The sequence below is a fragment of the Pseudomonas sp. genome (assembly GCF_049301935.1).
In the GTDB taxonomy this organism is placed as follows: domain Bacteria; phylum Pseudomonadota; class Gammaproteobacteria; order Pseudomonadales; family Pseudomonadaceae; genus Aquipseudomonas.
The window spans coordinates 16,531-36,388 of the sequence record NZ_JBAQLP010000042.1 but is presented as its reverse complement, the minus strand read 5'-3'; the positions used below and the strand labels follow the sequence as shown (position 1 = coordinate 36,388).

Annotated in this window: 15 protein-coding genes and 1 riboswitch; of the genes, 9 read left to right on the top strand and 6 right to left on the bottom strand. The window is 61.8% G+C overall.

What is annotated here, in order from left to right; genetic code table 11:
- Both WA145_RS06000 and WA145_RS05995 read left to right on the top strand, forming a co-directional pair.
- The coding region (locus WA145_RS06000; protein ID WP_422580694.1) for a beta strand repeat-containing protein at positions 1-4,228 on the top strand (4,228 nt) is incomplete at its 5' end.
- Between the two features lie 72 nt (positions 4,229-4,300).
- The gene (locus WA145_RS05995; protein WP_422580693.1) at positions 4,301-4,639 is read left to right on the top strand and encodes a tryptophan synthase subunit beta; all 339 of its coding nucleotides are present in this window, start codon (positions 4,301-4,303) and stop codon (positions 4,637-4,639) included.
- Positions 4,640-4,699: 60 nt separating this feature from the next.
- Here WA145_RS05995 and lapD read toward each other — a convergent pair whose 3' ends face one another.
- From lapD to WA145_RS05980, 3 genes are all read right to left on the bottom strand, one after another.
- Positions 4,700-6,634 (bottom strand): cyclic di-GMP receptor LapD, encoded by a 1,935-nt coding sequence (gene lapD, locus WA145_RS05990; RefSeq protein WP_422580692.1) that lies wholly within the window; start codon positions 6,632-6,634, stop codon positions 4,700-4,702.
- A gap of 260 nt (positions 6,635-6,894) precedes the next feature.
- The gene (locus tag WA145_RS05985) at positions 6,895-7,146 is read right to left on the bottom strand and encodes a DUF1145 domain-containing protein (RefSeq protein WP_422580691.1); all 252 of its coding nucleotides are present in this window, start codon (positions 7,144-7,146) and stop codon (positions 6,895-6,897) included.
- Positions 7,147-7,256: 110 nt separating this feature from the next.
- Positions 7,257-9,044, bottom strand: a complete 1,788-nt coding sequence (locus WA145_RS05980; protein WP_422580690.1) for an alkyl/aryl-sulfatase — start codon at positions 9,042-9,044, stop codon at positions 7,257-7,259.
- Positions 9,045-9,140: 96 nt separating this feature from the next.
- Between WA145_RS05980 and WA145_RS05975 the strand changes: the two genes are divergently transcribed.
- Positions 9,141-10,076, top strand: a complete 936-nt coding sequence (locus WA145_RS05975) for a LysR family transcriptional regulator (protein WP_422580689.1) — start codon at positions 9,141-9,143, stop codon at positions 10,074-10,076.
- A 217-nt stretch (positions 10,077-10,293) separates the two neighbouring features.
- On the opposite strand, the gene WA145_RS05970 is transcribed toward WA145_RS05975, so the two are convergent.
- The 3 genes from WA145_RS05970 to WA145_RS05960 form a co-directional block, all read right to left on the bottom strand.
- Positions 10,294-10,749 carry a hypothetical protein gene (locus tag WA145_RS05970; protein WP_422580688.1) on the bottom strand — a complete coding sequence of 152 codons (456 nt, stop codon included), beginning with the start codon at positions 10,747-10,749 and terminating at the stop codon, positions 10,294-10,296.
- Between the two features lie 77 nt (positions 10,750-10,826).
- Entirely contained in the window at positions 10,827-10,982 is a 156-nt protein-coding gene (locus tag WA145_RS05965; protein ID WP_422580687.1) for a hypothetical protein, read from the bottom strand.
- Positions 10,982-11,149 (bottom strand): hypothetical protein, encoded by a 168-nt coding sequence (locus tag WA145_RS05960; protein ID WP_422580686.1) that lies wholly within the window; start codon positions 11,147-11,149, stop codon positions 10,982-10,984. Before WA145_RS05960 ends, WA145_RS05965 begins: the two co-directional genes overlap by 1 nt.
- A 373-nt stretch (positions 11,150-11,522) precedes the next feature.
- Positions 11,523-11,630: riboswitch (guanidine-I (ykkC/yxkD leader) on the top strand.
- Positions 11,631-11,697: 67 nt separating this feature from the next.
- Between WA145_RS05960 and WA145_RS05955 the strand changes: the two genes are divergently transcribed.
- The 6 genes from WA145_RS05955 (at position 11,698) to uca (ending at position 19,725) form a co-directional block, all read left to right on the top strand.
- Positions 11,698-12,765 carry a putative urea ABC transporter substrate-binding protein gene (locus tag WA145_RS05955; protein ID WP_422580685.1) on the top strand — a complete coding sequence of 356 codons (1,068 nt, stop codon included), beginning with the start codon at positions 11,698-11,700 and terminating at the stop codon, positions 12,763-12,765.
- 72 nt (positions 12,766-12,837) lie between these two features.
- Positions 12,838-13,653 carry an ABC transporter permease gene (locus WA145_RS05950; RefSeq protein ID WP_422580684.1) on the top strand — a complete coding sequence of 272 codons (816 nt, stop codon included), beginning with the start codon at positions 12,838-12,840 and terminating at the stop codon, positions 13,651-13,653.
- Positions 13,650-14,444 (top strand): ABC transporter ATP-binding protein, encoded by a 795-nt coding sequence (locus WA145_RS05945; RefSeq protein WP_422580683.1) that lies wholly within the window; start codon positions 13,650-13,652, stop codon positions 14,442-14,444. The genes WA145_RS05950 and WA145_RS05945 overlap by 4 nt, the downstream gene beginning before the upstream one ends.
- A gap of 10 nt (positions 14,445-14,454) precedes the next feature.
- On the top strand, positions 14,455-15,183 hold the full coding sequence (locus WA145_RS05940) for an urea amidolyase associated protein UAAP1 (RefSeq protein ID WP_422580682.1): 729 nt from the start codon (positions 14,455-14,457) through the stop codon (positions 15,181-15,183).
- An 11-nt stretch (positions 15,184-15,194) separates the two neighbouring features.
- Positions 15,195-15,830: an urea amidolyase associated protein UAAP2 gene (locus WA145_RS05935; protein WP_422580681.1), complete on the top strand. Its 636-nt coding sequence runs from the start codon at positions 15,195-15,197 to the stop codon at positions 15,828-15,830.
- A 175-nt stretch (positions 15,831-16,005) separates the two neighbouring features.
- Entirely contained in the window at positions 16,006-19,725 is a 3,720-nt protein-coding gene (gene uca / locus WA145_RS05930) for an urea carboxylase (protein WP_422580680.1), read from the top strand.
- Positions 19,726-19,858 lie beyond the last annotated feature (133 nt).

Sequence of the window (19,858 nt, the reverse complement as noted above, 5' to 3'; positions counted from 1 at the left end):
CGTGACCGGCACTGATGGCAGCTACACCACCACCGCCGACCTCAGCGGTCTGGCCGATGGCAACCTGGTCGTCACCGCCAGCGTCACCGACGCCGCCGGCAACAGCGCCACTGCCAGCGATGACGCCGAGCTTATTACCAACACCGCCCCCACCGGCACCGACGGCACGATCACCCTCAACGAAGATAGCCTCCACCAATTCAGTGCCGATGACTTCGGCTTCACCGACGCAGACCTTGGCGATAGCCTGCAGGCAGTGCGTATTGACAGCCTGCTGGCTGCAGGTGCGTTGCAGCTGAGTGGTGTTGCGGTCAGCGCAGGCCAGATCATTAATGTGGCCAACCTGGACAATCTGACTTTCCGCCCGGCACCAGATGCCAGCGGCGATAGCTACACCAGCCTGACCTTCTCAGTCAGCGATCAGGCAGGTCAGTTCTCGGCCACTCCCAATACGCTCGACTTCAATGTCTCCCCGGTTGCCGATGCCCCTATCGTGACAATCGAGTTGGGAGCGGGCAGTGTCACCACGACCGCCATCACTACGGCCAATGCAGCCTCCTCCGGGCAGGGCTTCACTGTCAGCGCCATTAATCTCGACGGTTCTGCCGGCGTGATCTCTATCAACGGCAGCCCTAACGGCTTCGGCGCCGTCGGTGCGGCCTCCGGCGCAAACAGCGAGATTGGTGAGCGTAATGGCCAGTCGGAACGTATCCGGGTGGACTTCGATGCCCCTGTAGCGAGCGTGGACGTTCGCTTCGCCTGGCTGCATAGCGGTGAGCGCGCGACCTATACCCTGTTCGACGGAGAAGGTAACCAGATCGGCTCTGGTACGGTGGCCGGTTTCACCGATAGCGTCGACCCCGCCATCACCCTGACCAGCAGCAGCGGTGTCGCCATCAGCCGCGTCGAATTCAGCGTTCCGACGGATAACGCCAGCACCAATGATGACTACCTGATCAACTCGATCGAGTTTGTCGCCAGCACCAGCTACCCCCTAACCATCACCGCCACGCCGACGGATATCGACTACTCCGAGTCCATCGCCAGCATTACGGTGAGCGTTCCTGTGGGTGCCAGCCTGTCAGTCGGCACCCATAACAGTAATGGCACTTGGACTTTGCCGCTGGCCAGCTCCGGGAGCTATTCGGTAGAGGTTCACCCTACCACCAAGGCCGTTACCATCACCGGCCTGGAAATGACCGTGCCCGGCAACCCGGTGGGCAGTCTGAGCGTCACTGTCACTGCCACAGCTCAGGACGGTGCTGACACCGAGTCGACCTCCAGCACCATCAGCATCGGCGATACCGATGCGCCGCAGACCGATGCGCTAGCTGTCGTTACCGATGAAGACACTTCGGTTCTTATCACCCTCAGCGCTACCGATGCCTCGAGCAGCATTGCCAACTTCACCATCACCAGCCTGCCGGCCAATGGCATACTGACTCACAATGGCCAGGCAGTGCTGATCGGGCAGACCATTCCGGCAATCGCCAACCAGGCCACCCTGACCTTCACTCCAAGCGCCAACTGGAATGGCGATACCGGATTCCAGTACCTCGCCACCGATGTGGCCGGCAACGCGGATCAAAGCGCGGCAAGCGTCTCTATCCAAGTCGCCCCGGTGAACGACGCGCCGACCACCAGCACTGTGACCCTCGCGGCCATCGCCGAAGACAGCGGTGCCCGCGTCATCACTACCTCTCAGTTGTTGGGTAATGCAGGCGATGTGGAGAACAACTCCCTCAGCGTCAGCAACCTTGCCATCAGTGCCGGCAATGGTTCCCTGGTCAATAACGGGAATGGCACCTGGAGCTACACCCCTGCCCTGAACGATGATTCGGCCGTCAGCTTCAGCTACACCATCACCGACAACGGCACCACCAACGGTGTGGCCGACCCCAAATCGGTGGCGGGCACTGCAACCCTGGACATCACCCCAGTCAACGATGCGCCAACCACCAGTACGGTGACCCTCGCGGCCATCGCCGAAGACAGCGGTGCCCGCGTCATCACTACCTCTCAGTTGTTGGGTAATGCCGCCGATGTGGAGAACAGCTCCCTCAGCGTCAGCAACCTCAGCATCAGTGCCGGCAATGGTTCCCTGGTCAACAACGGGAATGGCACCTGGAGCTATACCCCGGCCCTGAACGATGATTCGGCCGTTAGCTTCAGCTACACCATCACCGACAACGGCACCACCAACGGTGTGGCCGACCCCAAATCGGTGGCGGGCACTGCAACCCTGGACATCACCTCAGTCAACGATGCACCGGTTAATCGCTTGCCGGCTAGCTACACCACCAACGAAGACACCGCCCTCAAGCTGAGCGGCCTGTCGGTGAGCGATGTGGATGCTGCCAGCGGGATCATGTCGGTCACGCTAGCGGTGGCGAGCGGTACTCTCGCGGCCGTTGCAGCGGCAGGGGTGACGGTCACTGGCTCTGGCACCGGCAGCCTGGTGCTGAGCGGCACCCTAACGGCTATTAACGCCTATCTTGCCTCTGCAAGCAGCCAACCGACTTACGTGCCGGTTAAGGATGCCAGCGGCACGGTCGTGTTGACCATGACCAGTAACGATGGCGGCAATACCGGTACGGGTAACGTCCTCACGGATAGCGATACCGTGACTATCACAATCAATCCTATTGCCGATGCAATTCCAGCCAGCGATGTTTCTCTGGTAATAGGAAATCCAACCTCCAACACAATTGACCTCAGCACCGGCAGTGGCGGACTCACAGGCCTTACCACCTACACGTTCCCAAGTGGCATCACTATATCCACTGGGGGCAGTGGCACCTTCAATTGGTCTAACGGCAATAATCTGGGGGTCAAGGGTCCAGACGATGGCAATGGCAACACTACAGAGGCCCAGCGCATCGAAGGCAACGAAACCATTGACTTCACTTTCCCGACCGGCATGCAATATATGGCGCTGAAGCTGAAGAACTCTTCCGATGATGTGGTCAAGATCACCAGCAGCCTGGAAACTGCTGATCTGGCCGGGCTAAGTACGCTCAGTGGCAAAATCGAAACTTCATCCACTGCAATTGTTTCCTCCGCCAACCTTATGGTGGAAGTGCAACTTGAAGTGCTCAACGCTGGCGTCACCAGCACCGTGACCCGTTTTGCCGCGGACTATGCCGGCGGCACCTGGAACGTGGACCTCAGCGGTATCACCGGCACCATTACCAAAGCCACGCTAAATGCCACACTAGACGGCGGCCTGTTTAACCAGGGCGGCAACAGCTCGGCTAATGTGAGCTATTCAATCACTAATGCCGACATGAGCAGCCTGTCTATCGGTCTGGGTGCCGCCAACGCGTTCAGTACCAGCAGCCCTAAAGCCAACAACGGCTTCCAAATCGAATACGTTGCCCTGGACCCCAACCCTACTGGGGTCACCAGCTATACCTACCCGGTAGACATGTATGCGGTTGTGCAAGACACCGTGGGTACACCTGAATCCATCACCAGCCTTAGCCTGAGCGACCTACCTAGCGGCACAGGCCTCACCGTGGTGCACAGCAATGGCAGCTATACGGAGATCACCCCCAATGCTCAGGGCGTATTCGACCTGACCCCCTACACCTCGCTGTTGAGCTCACCCACTACCACGTCCGGTACCGACAAGGTTTACCTGACTACCGTCAATCAGCTCCCCAGCGGTTTTGCACCGACCCTGACCCTTGAGATCAGTGACGGTGCCAGCACCTCTAAAACCATTATCGGCGGCTCGGGTGATTCAACGCTCGCCGGCAGCGCCGGTAACGATTACATCAGCGGTGGCGCTGGCATTGATCGCCTGGAAGGCGGCAACGGTAACGACACCCTGCTGGGCGACGCGGGCAATGACATCCTGCTCGGCGGCGCCGGCAACGATACTCTCACTGGCGGAACCGGCGCTGATAGTTTCGTCTGGCAAGCAGGCCACACAGGTAACGATGTGATTACCGACTTCAATGCCAGCGAAGGTGACCGTATCGATCTACGCGACTTGCTACAGGGCGAGACCGACGCCACCATCGACAACTACCTACAAGTGGTTACCAATGCCAGCGGCACCTCGACCTTGCTGATCAGTTCTACTGGCCAACTGAACGCAGCAGGCGGGGCAGCGGCCAATACCGACACCAGCATCGAGCTCACTGGCGTCAATCTCTCCAGCAGTAGCATAAGCTCACTGATCGCCGGTGCAGACCCGATCATCAAAGTCGACCATAGCTGATAACCGCAACCCCGCTACCATAAGGTAGCGGGGTTGTTTTATTAGGGTCGCCAGCAAGGCAAGGAGCGGTCGATGTTGTATGTGAAGCGTGATGAGTGGGGCAACCTGCAACGGGTCGAAGCTGCGCCTTTCGAGGGCATGGATGACGAGTTGGCGGCGGACAGCCAGGAGGCTCAGGCCTGGTACGCCAATCAGTCGGCCGAGAGCAGCCTGCTACAGCTCAAGCAGAGTGACCTGGATATGATCCGGGTACTGGAAGACTTGATCACGGTGCTGATTCGTAAGGGCGTGGTGCGTATCACCGACTTGCCGGAAGCGGCGCAGGGCAAGCTGGTCGGCCGTAGCAAGGCGCGGGACGCTCTGGGTGGTTTGCATCGGTTGATCAATGACGATGAGTCAGGACTGATCTGACCAGCGCCTGACAACACTGAATAAGCCCTGCAGCAACCTGCTGGGTTATTGCGCGCAGCTTTACAGCCAAGCCCCAGGCGCACCAAATAAACGCCCCTGCACACCATTGATACCCATGGCGCGCAGCACTTGCCACTCTCCTTGGCTTTCCACGCGTTCGGCAATCAACGGCAGGTCGATGCTGTTGGCTGCACGCTGCATGGCTTCGATAAATAGGCGTTTGTCGTTTTCCTGATCGATATCGCGGATATAGCTGCCATCGACCTTGAGGTAATCGAGGCCAAGTTTGGCCAGGTTGCCGATCATGCTGAAGCGTCCACCAAAGTGCTGCAAGCCAAGGCCAAAACCCAGGCTGTGCAGCCTTTGGGTCAGGCTTTCCAGCGTAGCCTGATCGGGTAATTGATCTTCATCCAGCTCCAGGGTCAGGCGTGGCCCCAGCTGCCGGTATTGCTGCAGCTGGGCATACAACCCCGCCAGGGTCTGTGGGTCGCGGATGCTACTGCCGGACAGGCTCAGTGCCACGGCTGCCTGATGCCCTTGCAGCTGCTTGAGCACCAGGCCGAGCATGACCCGATCCAGACGCGCCGCCCAACCGAAACGTTCCACCCAGGGCAGAAAACGCCCGGCGGGAATCACCTCGCCCCGCTCATCGATCACCCGCGCCAGCACCTTGTTATGCAGCACGCGCGTGGGCTCGTCGGCAGCCACCACCGGTTGAAAGAACAACTGAATACGCCCCTGCTCCAGCGCCGTATCCAGCAGGTGATACCAGCTCTGCCCTTCATCGGCAGCCGGCGCCTGCTCGGCCAACTCATTGAACGCCCAGCTCGGCTGCGCCTGACTGGCGGCCAGCGTCAAGGCGGCATCCAGTGCGCGGTACAGCTCGTCCTCCGCTGCGCCGGGAGCAAAGCTGGTCAAGCCAATATGCGCTACCGGCAGGCAGTCACTGGCACCGGTCTGCTGCAGGCTGTGCATTGTCTGCTCAAGCTGCTCGGCCAGTTGCAGTGCTTCGCTGCGCTCAAGACCCGGCGCCAGCAAGGCGAACTCACCGCCGCGATTACGCGCCAGGACAAAGCGGCCCTGGCTGAGCTGCTGTAGCTGTTCGGCGATACTGATCAGCAGTTGATCGGTACGCTGACCGCCCAAGCGCTGGTTAAGGCCGCTTAGGTCATTAACCCGCAGCAACAGCAGATAGCCGCTGCAGGCCTGCTCCTCAACATTGAGCCGCGCATGCAGCTGCAAATCGAAATAGCGCCGGTTGGCCAACCCGGTCAGGCTGTCCTGATAGGCTTCGGCGCGCAGCATTTCACTGCGCGCGGCTTCCTCGGCAAACAATGCTTTGAGCTTGCCGACCATCTGGTTCATGGCGTTGACCACCCGGCGAAACTCGGGGGTTTTCGGCAGTTCCGGCAAGCTGAGGAACTCTCGGCGAGCAATCGCATTGGACTGCGCAACCATATAGTCCAGCGGGCGCAACTGACGCTTGAGCAGCAATACACCCAGGGCAATACACAGCACGCCACTGAGAGTCAGCCACAGTAGATTGCCCAGGGTGCTCTGCCAGAGCTTGCTAACGGCAAACAGCGGATGACTGATCACCTGCACCTGGGCGGCTTGCCGCCAGCCGTCACTGACGATGGCATCGCCCTGCGCGGCTTCCAGATCGACCAGTTGAGCGAACCACTGCGGCGCCTCGCCGCTGACCGGCACGCCGCTGCGCTCTACCAGCAACTCGCCGGTCGCAGGATCGGTCACGCGGATGCTCGCAAAATAGCCGCTGTCGAAAATCGAGCTGACCATTAGCTCGATCATCGCGGTGTCGTTGACATGCGGGCTGAGCGACAAGCCCAGCGCCGTGGCGGCATCCTGGGCATGCGCGCGGAGCTGGTTGACCTGTTGCTCGCGCGAGCTCTCGACACTGACCAGAAAACTGCCGGTGAAATTCACCAACATCAGCACGCAGATGGCGATAAACAACTGCTTGAACAACGACATCAACCACTCCTGCCGAGCCCATCGCAGAAAAATCCGGGCTCGATTACGGTTCAATAATGCAGGTCGCTGCAGGCGCTCGGCAGAGTCAGGTTCGGCACTGGAAAACTGGCGGCGGCACGACGGCCGTCATGGTGCGGGGCATGGGCACAAAACACAATGTCCACAGCGGCTGCGGGGAGAATTCGTCGCGGGGAAGAGGGGCATTGGCGATAACGGTCGCACGGACACACGACCGTTGCTCGATAAGCAGGGACGAAGCTTTAGGCGCGGGGCAAGCCTTGCAGATGCACAAAGCCAAACAACAGCACCTGCACCCGTTGCAACCAGGGCTGCGGCTGGCCGACCAGACGGGCTTTGAACAACAGCAGCTCGCCGAGATGCGCCAGCAGCAGGCCGCCGGCAATCAGGTTGACCGCCAGGTGCCAGCCCTCGCCCATGGGGTAGAGCAGGTTGAGCAGCGCCAGCAGCCAGAACGCAGCCAGCGCACCTTTGGCAAATATCAGAACAGGCATACAGCACTCCTTAATCAGCTAAGTCAGCCAGTTGAAAAACCTGAGCAGTCTGCCCTGATAGCGCCCCAAGTACCTCCGCACTTTGGTCGGGTCAAGTGACTCAGCAACACTCAACGCAGCGTGAGGGCAATCGGTGCTTCGCTGAAATCGAAGCAGCCGAGGAAGGTCTTGATCTCCAGCAGGCTGCCGTCGACTTTGACATCGCCCAGCAGTGCACCCTTGAGCAGGCCGTTCTCGCCGCTCATCACGGTGTCCAGGTAGCTCTTGTCGAGGGTCAGCTTGAGCGTGGTGCCCGCGGGAATGCCCTGGTGCAACTGCACCACGCCGCGGCGCACTTCCAGCGCCCACTGCTCGTTGATATCGGGGAAGCTGAAGCCCAGGGTCAGCTGCACATCATTGGCCTGGTCCGGGTCGACCCGGGTAATCCAGTTCTGCAGAAAGATCCGCGCGGGGAAAGTCTTCAGCATATCGGCCGAGAGAAAGGCGCTGCGCATGCTCAGCGCCATCTGCTGCACCTCATCACCGGCCAGCTTGCCTTCCAGTTCCATGGCGCTCATCAGGTACCAGTTGCGCCAGTTGATGTTCATGCTGGCGTAACCCAGTTTGCGAAAACTGCGCGCCTTGATCTCGCGCGCCAGTTGGTCCTCGTTGTCCACCTGAATGGCGTAGCTGGCCAGCTCGGCGGCCCATTGGTAATCGCCTTTGAGGTAGGCGTCACCGGCGGCCAGCAGCAGCTTGTCACGGCCACCCATCAAGGCGATCAAGCGCTCTGCCTTGTCTTTCGGCGGCAGCGGATCGAGCGCCACCGGGTCACCCTGGAACCAGCCCAGATAGCCGTTGTAAATCTGCCGCACGCTGTGTTTCACCGTGCCGTAGTACTCGCGCAGGTAGGGCGTGTAGCCGGCCAGGTGCGGCGGCAGTTTGACCTTCTCGACCAGCTCGTCCGGGGTCAGGCCCTTGTTCATCCAGCGCACGGTCTGGTCATGGATATAGGCGATGCCGTCGCGGGTCATGCGCAGCACTTCCTCGACCTGCGCCTGACCGCTGACCGGACGACCGTGCAGCGGCACCATATGTTCGGCCTTATAGGCGCGCAGCTTGTCCAGGCTTTCAACCCACACCACCGGGTCACGGAACTTGGTGCCACGCAGGGTGTGGATATTCGGCAGGGTCGGCCCCTGCTCCACCTCGGCACTGATCAGCACGCGGTTGTCCGGCAGGTAGACGATGATCTCGTCCGGCGCCTCGCTGGGCACATGCAGGAACTGCAGGTCCAGGCCGGCGATACGGGTGTCGAGCTTGTCCTTGAAGGTCAGGGTCGGGGCGATAAAGGTCGAGGCCTCAACCTTGGCCAGCGGGCCGATCCCGGCGTTCATCTGCTCATGGTCACTGGCCGGCAGGCCGGCGCCGAAGCTGTAGCCGGAGCGCACCGAGAGAATCGGCCCGACCAGCGCACCCTGGGCCACCACATTGGCCAGCAGGGTGTCATGGGCGATGATCTGCACCTCGCCGCTGCGCACCTGCTCCTCAGTGACGAAGGCCTTTACGCCGTTGATATGGTCAGGGTGGAAGTGGGTATAGACCACGGCCTTGACCGGCTTGTCGCTGATCTTGCGGAACTCGGCCATGATCTTGCGCGACTCGCTGACCGCCTCGCCGGTGTCGATGATGATCAGCCCTTGCGGCGCCTCGATCATCGCCACGTTGCCCAGCTGCCAGCCGACGGCGGAATAGACGTTGCCGGCCACCGGGTAGACCTTCTGCGCGAAGTGCTGGGTGTGCTCAGCCAGCTCCGGGTTGATCGACGGGCGAATCTCTTCTTCGGACAGCGCGGCCTGGCCGGCCATAGGTAATGCCAGGCTCAGCAGCACGGTGGCAGTTCGAGTCGGTAAAAACATACGAATCGCTCATTGTTAGTGGCAGTGCTGGAAGAGTGGCCAAGCATCACCAATAATTCCAATGCATTCCAAATCAACAAATGATGCAATCAGCGCATGAACGATCTTCGTCAGCTCCGCCATTTCGTCGCCCTCGCCGAACACGGCCATTTCGCCCGTGCCGCCGAAGCCGTACACCTTAGCCAACCGGCACTAAGCCGCAGCATTCAGGCGCTGGAGTCCAGCCTCGGCTGCAACCTGGTCGACCGGCACAGCCGCGGCATCAGCCTGACCGCCCACGGCCAGCTGGTACTGGAGCATGCGCAACGTCTGCTGGCCGGCAGCCGCGCGCTGAAAAATGCCGTCAGCCAGTTGGGCAATCTGCAAACCGGTGAACTGCGCCTGGGCACCGGCCCCTACCCGGCCGCGCGCCTGGTGCCACGGGCAGTGGGACGCATGGCGCAACGTTATCCACGGGTGCGGGTCAACCTGCAGATTGGCAACTGGCTGGAACTGCGCGGCAGCCTGCTGGATGACGCCCTAGAGCTGTTTGTCGCCGACAGCCGCGAGCTGCTCGGCGACCCGCTGCTGCGCATCGAACCGCTGCAACGCCACAATGGTGTGCTGTTCTGCCGCCCCGGGCATCCGCTGCTCAGGCAACCGGCGCTGCGTATGCTTGATCTGCTCGATTACCCCATTGCCGGCACCCAGCTACCGCAGGCGGTTGAGCAAAACCTGCGCGCACTCAGCGGCCGCGAACAGCCGCTGAGCATTCAATGCGACAACTTGATGGTGCTCAAGGCCCTGGTGGCCGATAGCGACGTGCTGAGCATGGCCCCCTGGGATGTGGTGGCCGAGGATATCCAGGCCGGCCGTTTGGCGCGTTTGCCGCTGGAAGCAGGTACGTTGACCGAGCAATCGGCTTACGCCCTGATCAGCCGCGCCGGGCACAGCCTGTCCCCGGCGGCGCAGGCTATACGGGAAGAGATACTGGCCGAAGATCGACTCTTCGGCCATCAGCTTGAGGGCACGCCGGACTCGCCGTGTGACTAAAAAAATCGGCTAGAACCTGTTTACCAGTGCGCAAGCTAGAGCGCAGCGGAGTAACGGCCAACAGCTGGCCCGCAGGGTGAGCACAGCGAATCAAGCGAGGTGTACGAGCTGTACCTGAGCATTACTCGTGTCACTCGCCCTTCGGGCGCGCTAAAGCGCGTTAGCCACAAGTGGCTTCGCGCGCCTGTGTTGAACGCAGCGGATCGCCAATAGGTTCTTAGTTGCGCTGCCGCTCCCAACCCTTAAGCTCGTCGCGCCGATCATCGCGTCGATAATCACCACGGCGTTCGCCGCCACGCTGCGCGTCATGGCGTTGCTGGCGCGGCTGTTGATGGCTGCGGGAGTAATCGCGATCACGGTGACCATCCCAGCCAGCGCGGGGTTGCATCATCCGGTAATCATCACGCTTACGCTCTTGGTAATGACGCGACTGCGGGGCCGGCACGTAATAACGCGGTGGGTGACGATGGCCATCGTAGCGTCGTCCGTCATAACGGTAGGCTTCGTAGTATCTGGGTTGCGGTACCACGTACACCGGGTAACGTTGTACTTGGTAATAAGTAGTCGAATGGCCACGCTCATAACCGCGATGACCATAGCCACTGCCGCCGTATACCGCACAACCGGTCAGGGCCAACCCCAACAACGCGATAATCATGGACTTAAACAGCATGCTGGCCTCCGTACCGCCAGTGGATAAAAGGCCAGCAAATGCTGGCCTTCTGCAACCGCTGAAATCGACTAGACGACTCAGCAGCGACCTTTCTTCGCCTGCCCTGGCGGACAATGCGGTGGACCACCACCGCTGTCACCGATATCAATCCCGATACCCGGAAGACGCAGGCTACAGCCCTGCACGCTGACGGCCAAAATAGCGACCAGCAATAAGCTCAAATAAGTTTTCATTAGCAACGCCCCTGCATACGTAGACCCGGTGGACAGTGACCACCGTTGCCACCACCATAACCCACATCCACCCGGACAGGTTCACCGATGCGCGCATGCACACCCGGCGCGCTGAAAGCACAACCACCAAGCAACAGCACTAAAGCCATCAGAGTTAGAACACGCATTGCGATACTCCTCAATTTTCCCAAAGGCATCAGGTGCCTGCGGCAACCCAGGCTCCTATGATACGGAGTGGTCATAGGCTTCGACACCAGCCGATCACGCCTGTTCAATAATCATAAAAAAATACAACACCGCTGCGTATCCGGACCTGCCAAGCAAACCAGCCTTAGGCCAAAGCGGCCCCTCGCACTCGCCCCTTATTGCGGCGTAGCTGGCCAGGCGCGCACCAAAACAATGCAACCATTGTGAGGGGTAAATCGCGCCGCGCCATGCACAAGCCCATTGCAGAGGGATTCAGGGCAACTGGCACGATGCTCGCAAAGGCTAAAGCGTGCAGGAACAACCCGCCCTGGCGGGATCGCGGCACCACAATTTGCAATAGCCGACTAGGGTTCCGATCCGCGCTGAGATAAATGCGGGTGACTGGTCCGAGAGTTAGCGACCTCCTTCGAGGTTACACGGCGGGATAAAAGCCCGGGAGAACGCGCCCCACTCGTGGGGAAACCGCCGCGCACTCCTGCCCGTACTTTCTCGAACTGGAGGCTCCACCATGCGTAAGACCCGTCTGTGTTCAGTACTCGCCGCCGCCCTGGCCGCCGCCATCAGCCTCAATAGCCACGCCGCGCCAAAATCCGACTTCAGCGTCTGCTGGACCATCTACGCCGGCTGGATGCCCTGGGAGTACGGCGAGGCCTCCGGCATTGTCGACAAGTGGGCGAAAAAGTACGACATCAATATCGATGTGGTGCAGATCAACGATTACGTCGAGTCGATCAACCAGTACAGCGCCGGCCAGTTCGATGGCTGCACCATGACCAATATGGACGCCCTGACCATCCCGGCAGCCGGCGGCATCGACTCCACCGCGCTGATCATCGGCGATTTCTCCAACGGCAACGACGGCGTCGTGCTCAAGGGCGAGAAGAAGACCCTGGGCGATCTCAAGGGCCAGAACGTCAACCTGGTCGAACTCTCGGTTTCCCACTACCTGCTGGCCCGCGGCCTGGAAAAAGTCGGCCTCAGCGAGAAAGACCTGAAAGTGGTGAATACCTCCGACGCCGATCTGGTCGCCGCCTTCACCACCGATGACGTCACTGCCGTGACCACCTGGAACCCGCTGCGGGCCGAGATCGAAGCCACGCCGAACGTCAGCAAGGTGTTCGACTCCAGCCAAATCCCCGGTGAAATCATCGACTTGATGGTGGTCAACAGCGACACCCTCAAGGACAACCCGGCCTTCGGCAAGGCGCTGACCGGCGCCTGGTACGAAATCATGGCCACCATGAGCGCCGACACCCCAGCCGGCAAGGCCGCCCGCGAGCATATGGCCAAAGCCTCCGGCACCGATCTGGCGGGCTACGAAGCGCAACTGGCGGCGACCAAGATGTTCTATTCGGCCAAGGACGCCGTGGCCTTCGCCACCAGCCCGAAACTGCCGGCCACCATGACCAAGGTGGCCGAGTTCTCCTTCGGCCACGGCCTGCTCGGTGAAGGCGCGCAAAGTGCTAATGCCATCGGCATGAGCTTCGCCAAGGGCGTGACCACCGGCGACACGGGTAATCTCAAGCTGCGCTTCGACCCCAGCTATATGCAGATGGCGGCTGACGGCACGCTGTAACGCCTCCCCTACCTTCTCCCGCTTGCGGGAGAAGGTTCGGGGGAGTGGGCCCAAGCCACACGAGAACACTCTATGCGCCTGATCAACCGCCACCCGGATCGCAGCGGTCGCCTGCTGCTGATCCTGCTGCCCTTCGCTCTGCTGCTGTTCGCCTATTTCGCAGGCTCGGCGCAACGCCTGGCAGACAATCCCAACGACAAACTGCTGCCCAGCGCCAGCCAGATGGTAGCGGCGGTTGATCGCCTGGCCTTTACCGAGGACAAACGCAGCGGCAACTACCTGTTCTGGCAGGACAGCGCCGCCAGCCTGTCACGCTTAGGCCTGGGCATCGGCATCGCCGCCATCGCCGGGCTGTGCTTAGGGATAGCGGCGGGCATCATCCCGCTGTTCGGCGCGCCGTTGTCGCCGCTGCTCACCGTGCTGTCGATGGTGCCGCCACTGGCGATATTGCCAATCCTGTTTATCGTCTTCGGCCTGGGCGAGCTGTCCAAAGTGATGCTGATTGTCATCGGCATCACCCCCTGCATCGCCCGCGACCTGGAGCAACGCGCTCGGGAAATCCCCCAGGAAATCCTGATCAAGGCGCAGACCCTCGGCGCCAGCACCTGGACCCTGATTCTGCGCGTGGTGCTGCCGCAACTGCTGCCGCGCCTGCTGATATCCCTGCGCCTGATGCTCGGCTCGGCCTGGCTGTTTCTGATTGCCGCCGAAGCCATCGCGTCGACCGACGGGCTGGGCTACCGGATCTTTCTGGTGCGCCGCTATATGGCCATGGACGTGATCCTGCCCTACGTGGTGTGGATCACCCTGCTCGCCTGGCTGATGGACCTGGGCCTGCGCCAGACGATCCGCCTGTGCTTCCCCTGGTACGAGGGGGCCAAGGCATGAGCGCCTTTATCGAGGTGAAGAACGTCTGGCAGGAGTACGGCGATCAGGTGGTGCTTGAGCGTTTGAATCTGTCGATCAACGAAGGCGAGTTCTGCACCCTGGTCGGTGCATCCGGCTGCGGCAAGTCGACCTTTCTGCGCCTGCTGCTCGGTCAGGAGCGCGCCAGTCGGGGCGAAATTCTGCTCGGCGGCCAGCCACTGGCTGCCGAGCCCGATAGCAGCCGGGGTGTGGTGTTCCAGCGCTACTCGGTGTTCCCGCACCTCTCCGTGCTGGACAACGTCGCCATCGGCCTGGAGCTGCCGCGCTCGAAACTGCTCGGCCGGCTGTTCGGCGCCGCCAAGCGTGACGCCCGCGAGCAGGCGGCGCTGATTCTGCACAAGGTCGGCCTCGGCCATGCCCTGGACAAGTACCCCAGCGCCCTGTCCGGCGGCATGCAGCAACGTCTGGCGATTGCCCAGGCGCTGATCATGCAGCCGCGGGTATTGCTGCTCGACGAACCCTTCGGCGCCCTCGACCCCGGCATCCGCAAGGATATGCACAGCCTGCTGTTGGACTTGTGGAACGAAACCAAACTCACCGTGTTTATGGTCACCCACGACCTGAGCGAGGGCTTTAGCCTGGGCACCCGCCTGCTGGTGTTCGACAAGACCCGTCTCGACCCCCACGCGCCGAACGCCTTCGGTGCACGCATCACCTATGACATTCCCTTGAACAGCGACCGCCGCGCCCAGCGCGCCGCCGTCGACGCCTTGCCGGCACATATCGCCGACAAGCTGCAACCGGCCCTGTAAGGAGCTGCCCATGACTGCTGCACTGACCCTGCGCCCCACCCTCTATGAGGAATTCATACCCGGTGGCGGCCACACCTCCTTCGTCCTTAAGCGCGGCCAGCTGCTGCGCATCACCGATCTTGAAGGCGGCGCCAATGCCAGCCTGCTGCTGCTCAATGCCGCCGAGAAAAGCGAACGGCTGAATCTGCCCGACACCTTGAAGTGCCAGCACACCGCCAAGCTCACCGCTGGCCACTGCCTGTACTCCGATATGGGCCGCGTGCTGGCCGCCATCACCTTTGACACCTGCGGCTGGCATGACAGCTTTGGCGGCGTGCTCAACGCCGAGGAAGTGGCCGAGAAATACGGCCAGGGCAGCTATCAGCAGCTGCGCAACGGCTTCTTTCGCAATGGCGTGGACAACCTGCTGGTGGAAATGGGCAAGTGGAACCTGGGCCTTGCCGATCTGCTGATGGTGCTCAACCTGTTTAGCAAGGTTACGGTCGACAGCGACGGCTGCTTCCACTTCCAGCCGGATAATTCCAGGGCCGGCGACCATATCGAGCTGTACGCGCCGATGGACACGCTGGTGGTGCTCACCGCCCTGCAGCACCCCATGGACCCCAACCCTGACTACGCGCCCAAGCCACTGCAACTGTCCTGGCACAAGGTGGAAAGCGACGGCATCAGCGTGCTATGCCGCACCTCGCGCCCAGAGAATGCGCGCGGCTTCCACAACACCGAACGTCTGTATATCTGAGGCCGGCGCATATGACTCTTATCGCAAGCGACAAACACCCGGAAGCCGCCGTGTACCGCGCCACCATCGGCGCCGGCGAACCCTTTCTCTGCGAAGTGAAAGCCGGCCAGACCCTGCGCCTGCTTGATCTGGAAGGCAATCAGGCGGTCGACACCCTGTTCTACAGCGCGCAGAACCCACGCGAGCGCTATGACGCGCAGCGCACCCTGCGCAAACAGAACCGCGTGTACCTGAGCACTGGCAGCGTGCTGTATTCCAACCTGGGCCAGCCGATGCTGAGCATCGTCGCCGACACCTGCGGCCGCCATGACACCCTGGGTGGCGCCTGCGCCCAGGAGAGCAACACCGTGCGCTACGCCCTGGACAAGCGCTATATGCACAGCTGCCGCGACAACTTTTTGCGCGCGAGCCTCAACGACGGCCGCCTGAACAAGGCCGATATCAGCGCCAATATCAACTTCTTTATGAACGTACCGGTCACCCCCGAAGGCGGCCTGACCTTCGAAGACGGCATCTCCGCGCCGGGCAAATACGTCGAGCTGAAAGCGCATATGGATGTGATCGTGCTGATCTCCAACTGCCCGCAACTGAACAACCCGTGCAACGGCTACAACCCGACCCCGGCCGAGGTGCTGGTGTGGGATTGAGGCAGCTGCACGCCTCATAGGATGGGTTGAGCGCAGCGATACCCATCACCCCTGTGACTGTCGATGGGTTACGCCTGCGGCTAACCCATCCTACGGAAAACGAATTTCCCACCCCGGACGACCGGGGTGCAGACCTAATACTGCGGGACGGCCCGCCCCTTCGAGGACACCTCGAATGTTCAGCAAACTGCTTATCGCCAACCGCGGTGCCATTGCCTGCCGCATTCTGCGCACCCTGCGTCATCTCAACGTCAAAGGCGTGGCCGTGTATTCCGAGGCCGACGCCGCCAGCCTGCATATCCAGCAGGCCGACGAAGCCCATAGCCTGGGCGAAGGCCCGGCTGCGGGCACCTACCTGCAGGTCGAGAAGATTATCAAAGTGGCCAAGGCCAGCGGTGCCCAGGCGATCCACCCCGGCTATGGCTTTCTCTCGGAGAACGCCGCCTTCGCCGAAGCCTGCCAGGCCGCAGGCATCGCCTTTGTCGGCCCCACGCCCGAGCAGCTGCGGGTTTTCGGCCTGAAACACACCGCCCGCGCCCTGGCCAAGCAACAGGGCGTGCCGATGCTGGAAGGCACCGAGCTGTTGGAAAACCTCGACGCTGCATTGATCGCAGGCGAGCAAGTCGGCTACCCGGTGATGCTAAAAAGCACCGCCGGCGGTGGTGGTATCGGCATGCGCGTGTGCCACAGCGCCGCCGAGCTGAGCGAGGCCTTCGAGGCGGTCAAACGCCTGGGGCAGAACAACTTCAGCGACAGCGGCGTGTTTATCGAGAAATACATCCAGCGCGCCCGTCACTTGGAGGTGCAGGTGTTTGGTGACGGCCAGGGCGAAGTGCTGGCCCTCGGTGTACGCGACTGCTCGGTGCAGCGGCGTAACCAGAAGGTACTGGAAGAGACCCCGGCGCCCAACCTGCCGGCTGGTATGGCGGATGAGCTGTGTGCCGCAGCAATCCAGCTGGCCAAGGCGGTCAATTACCGCAGCGCCGGCACCGTGGAGTTTGTCTACGACAGCGAAGCGGCGCGCTTCTACTTTCTGGAGGTGAACACCCGCCTGCAGGTCGAACACGGCGTCACCGAACAGGTGTGGGGCGTCGATCTGGTGCGCTGGATGATCGAATTGGCGGCCGGCGATCTGCCGCCGTTAAGCGAACTGGCAAAAACACTGAAACCCAGCGGCCATGCGATCCAGGCCCGGCTGTATGCCGAAGACCCGGGCCGGGATTTCCAGCCCAGCCCTGGCCTGCTCACCGCTGTGAACTTCCCCAGGGCCGATGGCAAAGCCCTGCGTATCGACACCTGGGTCGAAGCCGGTTGCGAGATCCCGCCCTACTTCGACCCGATGATTGCCAAACTTATCACCTGGGCCGATAGCCGCGAAGCCGCCAGTAGCGCCCTAGGCCAGGCCCTGGCCGACACAGTGCTATATGGCGTGGAATGCAACCGCGACTATCTGCGCCAGATCCTTACGGACGCGCCCTTTGCCAGCGGCCACCCCTGGACCCGCTGCCTGGAAGACCTGGCCTATCAGGCCAACACCTTCGAAGTGCTAAGCGCCGGTACCCAGACCAGCGTGCAGGATTATCCCGGCCGCCTCGGTTACTGGGCCGTTGGTGTACCGCCTTCCGGGCCCATGGACAGCCGCGCACTGCGCCTGGGCAATCGTCTGCTCGGCAACGCGGCGGTTGCTGCCGGCCTGGAAATCACCATGAGCGGCCCGACCCTGCGCTTTAACACCGATGCAGTGGTGGCGGTCACCGGCGCGCCTATTCCGCTAAGCGTGGATGGTGTCGAGCAGCCTCTGAATACCGCGCTGCTGATCAAGGCCGGTAGCACGCTCACCCTCGGCACCATCCAGGGCGCCGGCGCCCGCAGCTATCTGTGCCTGCGCGGCGGTGTGCAGGTGCCGGATTATCTCGGCAGCAAAAGCACCTTTACCCTCGGCCAGTTCGGCGGCCACGGCGGCCGCGCCCTGCGTGCCGGCGACGTGCTGCATATCCCGGCACTGAGCGACCTGGAAGCCGACGCACAACTGCCGGCCGAGCTATGCAGCGCCCTGCCCGCCGTCCGTGAAATCCGCGTGATCTACGGCCCCCATGGCGCGCCGGAATACTTTACCCCGGCCTATATCGAGACGTTTTTCGCCACCGACTGGGAAGTGCACTTTAACTCCAGCCGTACCGGCGTGCGCCTGATCGGGCCGAAGCCGGAATGGGTGCGCGACAGTGGTGGCGAGGCTGGTTTGCATCCCTCCAATATCCACGACAACCCCTATGCCATCGGTGCGGTGGACTTTACCGGCGATATGCCGGTGATCCTCGGCCCGGACGGCCCGAGCCTGGGCGGCTTTGTCTGCCCGGTGACCATTATCGAAGCCGATCTGTGGCAACTGGGGCAGCTTAAAGCAGGCGACAAGGTGCGCTTTGCGCCGGTGGATATCGCTACGGCGCGGCAGTTGGCCAAGAACCTTGAGTGCGCGCTGGTCTCCCCTCTCCCGCTTGCGGGAGACGACTGCATGGATGCAGGAGCTAGGGCGACGCAGGACGCTAAAGCCGAGGGGCCGGGGGAGAGGGCTGATGCGCAAGCCCAAAGCCCCTCTCCCCAACCCTCTCCCAAAGGGAGAGGGGGCCTCTCCGTGGCCGACCTCACCTCGCCCATCGTCCTCGATATCGGCCAAGCCGATAAACGCCTGGTGGCACGCCTGTCCGGCGATACCCATCTGTTGCTGGAAATCGGCGCGGCGGAGCTGGACCTGGTGCTGCGCTTTCGTGGCCATGCACTGATGCAGGCGCTGGAGGCCAAGCAACTCAACGGCGTGATCGACCTCACGCCCGGCATCCGCTCGCTGCAGGTGCATTACCAACCGGAGACCCTGTCGCTGGCCAATCTGCTGGCGATCATCGTCGGCGAATGGGATGCAGTGTGCGCCGCGCAAGACCTCAAGGTGCCGTCGCGCATCGTCCATCTGCCGCTGTCCTGGGACGACCCGGCCTGCCAGTTGGCCATCGACAAATATATGACCACGGTGCGCAAGGATGCGCCCTGGTGCCCGAGCAACCTGGAATTTATCCGCCGCATCAATGACCTGCCCAATCTGGAGGAGGTGTACCGCACGGTGTTCGACGCCAGTTATCTGGTCATGGGCCTGGGCGATGTCTACCTCGGCGCGCCGGTGGCCACACCGCTGGATCCGCGGCATCGCCTGGTCACCACCAAATACAATCCGGCACGCACCTGGACCGCGGAGAACTCGGTGGGCATCGGCGGCGCCTATATGTGCGTGTACGGCATGGAAGGCCCCGGCGGCTACCAGTTCGTTGGCCGTACCCTGCAGATGTGGAACCGCTACCGCGAAGTGGCAGCCTTCGATGGCAAGCCCTGGCTGCTGCGCTTCTTCGACCAGATCCGTTTCTACCCGGTATCTGCCGAGGAATTGCTGCGAATCCGCCGCGATTTCCCCCTGGGCCGCTATGAGCTGCGTATCGAACACAGCGAACTGCACCTGGCCGATTACCAGGCCTTTCTCGACCGCGAAGCCGAGGGCATCGCTGCCTTCCGCAGCCAACAACGCGGCGCCTTCGACGCCGAGCGCCAGCGCTGGATCGAATCGGGCCAGGCACACTATGAGAGCGAGGAAGTCACCGCCGATCTGGGCGAAGATGCACCGCTGGGTAATGGCCAACATGGCGTGGAAAGCCATATCGCCGGCAACCTCTGGCAGGTGCAGGTGAATGAGGGCGATCGAGTCAAGGCCGGCGATGTGCTGGTGATACTGGAGTCGATGAAGATGGAAATCCCCCTGCTCGCCCCGCGTGACGGCCTGGTGCGTGAGGTACGCGTGCAACCCGGCTCGCCGGTACGCGCCGGCCAGCGCGTGGTGGTACTCGAGGAAAGCTGACGGATCACCCGCCATCCGGCCAGCGCCCCATGTTTCAGCAGCGCGAGCCGGTACCCAGGGCTACAATGCGGCGATTATTCAGGCTATGTATCCATCGCGTGTTGCATGCCGTATTCATCACCTCGGCCCGATA

Excerpts from the sequence above, each read along its gene's own strand:
- WA145_RS05975 (WP_422580689.1), top strand. The coding sequence starts at position 9,141 with ATGAACGATCTTCGTCAGCTCCGCCATTTCGTCGCCCTCGCCGAACAC.
- WA145_RS05980 (WP_422580690.1), bottom strand. The coding sequence starts at position 9,044 with ATGTTTTTACCGACTCGAACTGCCACCGTGCTGCTGAGCCTGGCATTA.
- WA145_RS05935 (WP_422580681.1), top strand. The coding sequence starts at position 15,195 with ATGACTCTTATCGCAAGCGACAAACACCCGGAAGCCGCCGTGTACCGC.
- WA145_RS05945 (WP_422580683.1), top strand. The coding sequence starts at position 13,650 with ATGAGCGCCTTTATCGAGGTGAAGAACGTCTGGCAGGAGTACGGCGAT.
- lapD (WP_422580692.1), bottom strand. The coding sequence starts at position 6,634 with ATGTCGTTGTTCAAGCAGTTGTTTATCGCCATCTGCGTGCTGATGTTG.
- WA145_RS05960 (WP_422580686.1), bottom strand. The coding sequence starts at position 11,149 with ATGCGTGTTCTAACTCTGATGGCTTTAGTGCTGTTGCTTGGTGGTTGT.
- WA145_RS05940 (WP_422580682.1), top strand. The coding sequence starts at position 14,455 with ATGACTGCTGCACTGACCCTGCGCCCCACCCTCTATGAGGAATTCATA.
- WA145_RS05985 (WP_422580691.1), bottom strand. The coding sequence starts at position 7,146 with ATGCCTGTTCTGATATTTGCCAAAGGTGCGCTGGCTGCGTTCTGGCTG.
- WA145_RS05965 (WP_422580687.1), bottom strand. The coding sequence starts at position 10,982 with ATGAAAACTTATTTGAGCTTATTGCTGGTCGCTATTTTGGCCGTCAGC.
- uca (WP_422580680.1), top strand. The coding sequence starts at position 16,006 with ATGTTCAGCAAACTGCTTATCGCCAACCGCGGTGCCATTGCCTGCCGC.
- WA145_RS05995 (WP_422580693.1), top strand. The coding sequence starts at position 4,301 with ATGTTGTATGTGAAGCGTGATGAGTGGGGCAACCTGCAACGGGTCGAA.
- WA145_RS05970 (WP_422580688.1), bottom strand. The coding sequence starts at position 10,749 with ATGCTGTTTAAGTCCATGATTATCGCGTTGTTGGGGTTGGCCCTGACC.
- WA145_RS05950 (WP_422580684.1), top strand. The coding sequence starts at position 12,838 with ATGCGCCTGATCAACCGCCACCCGGATCGCAGCGGTCGCCTGCTGCTG.
- WA145_RS05955 (WP_422580685.1), top strand. The coding sequence starts at position 11,698 with ATGCGTAAGACCCGTCTGTGTTCAGTACTCGCCGCCGCCCTGGCCGCC.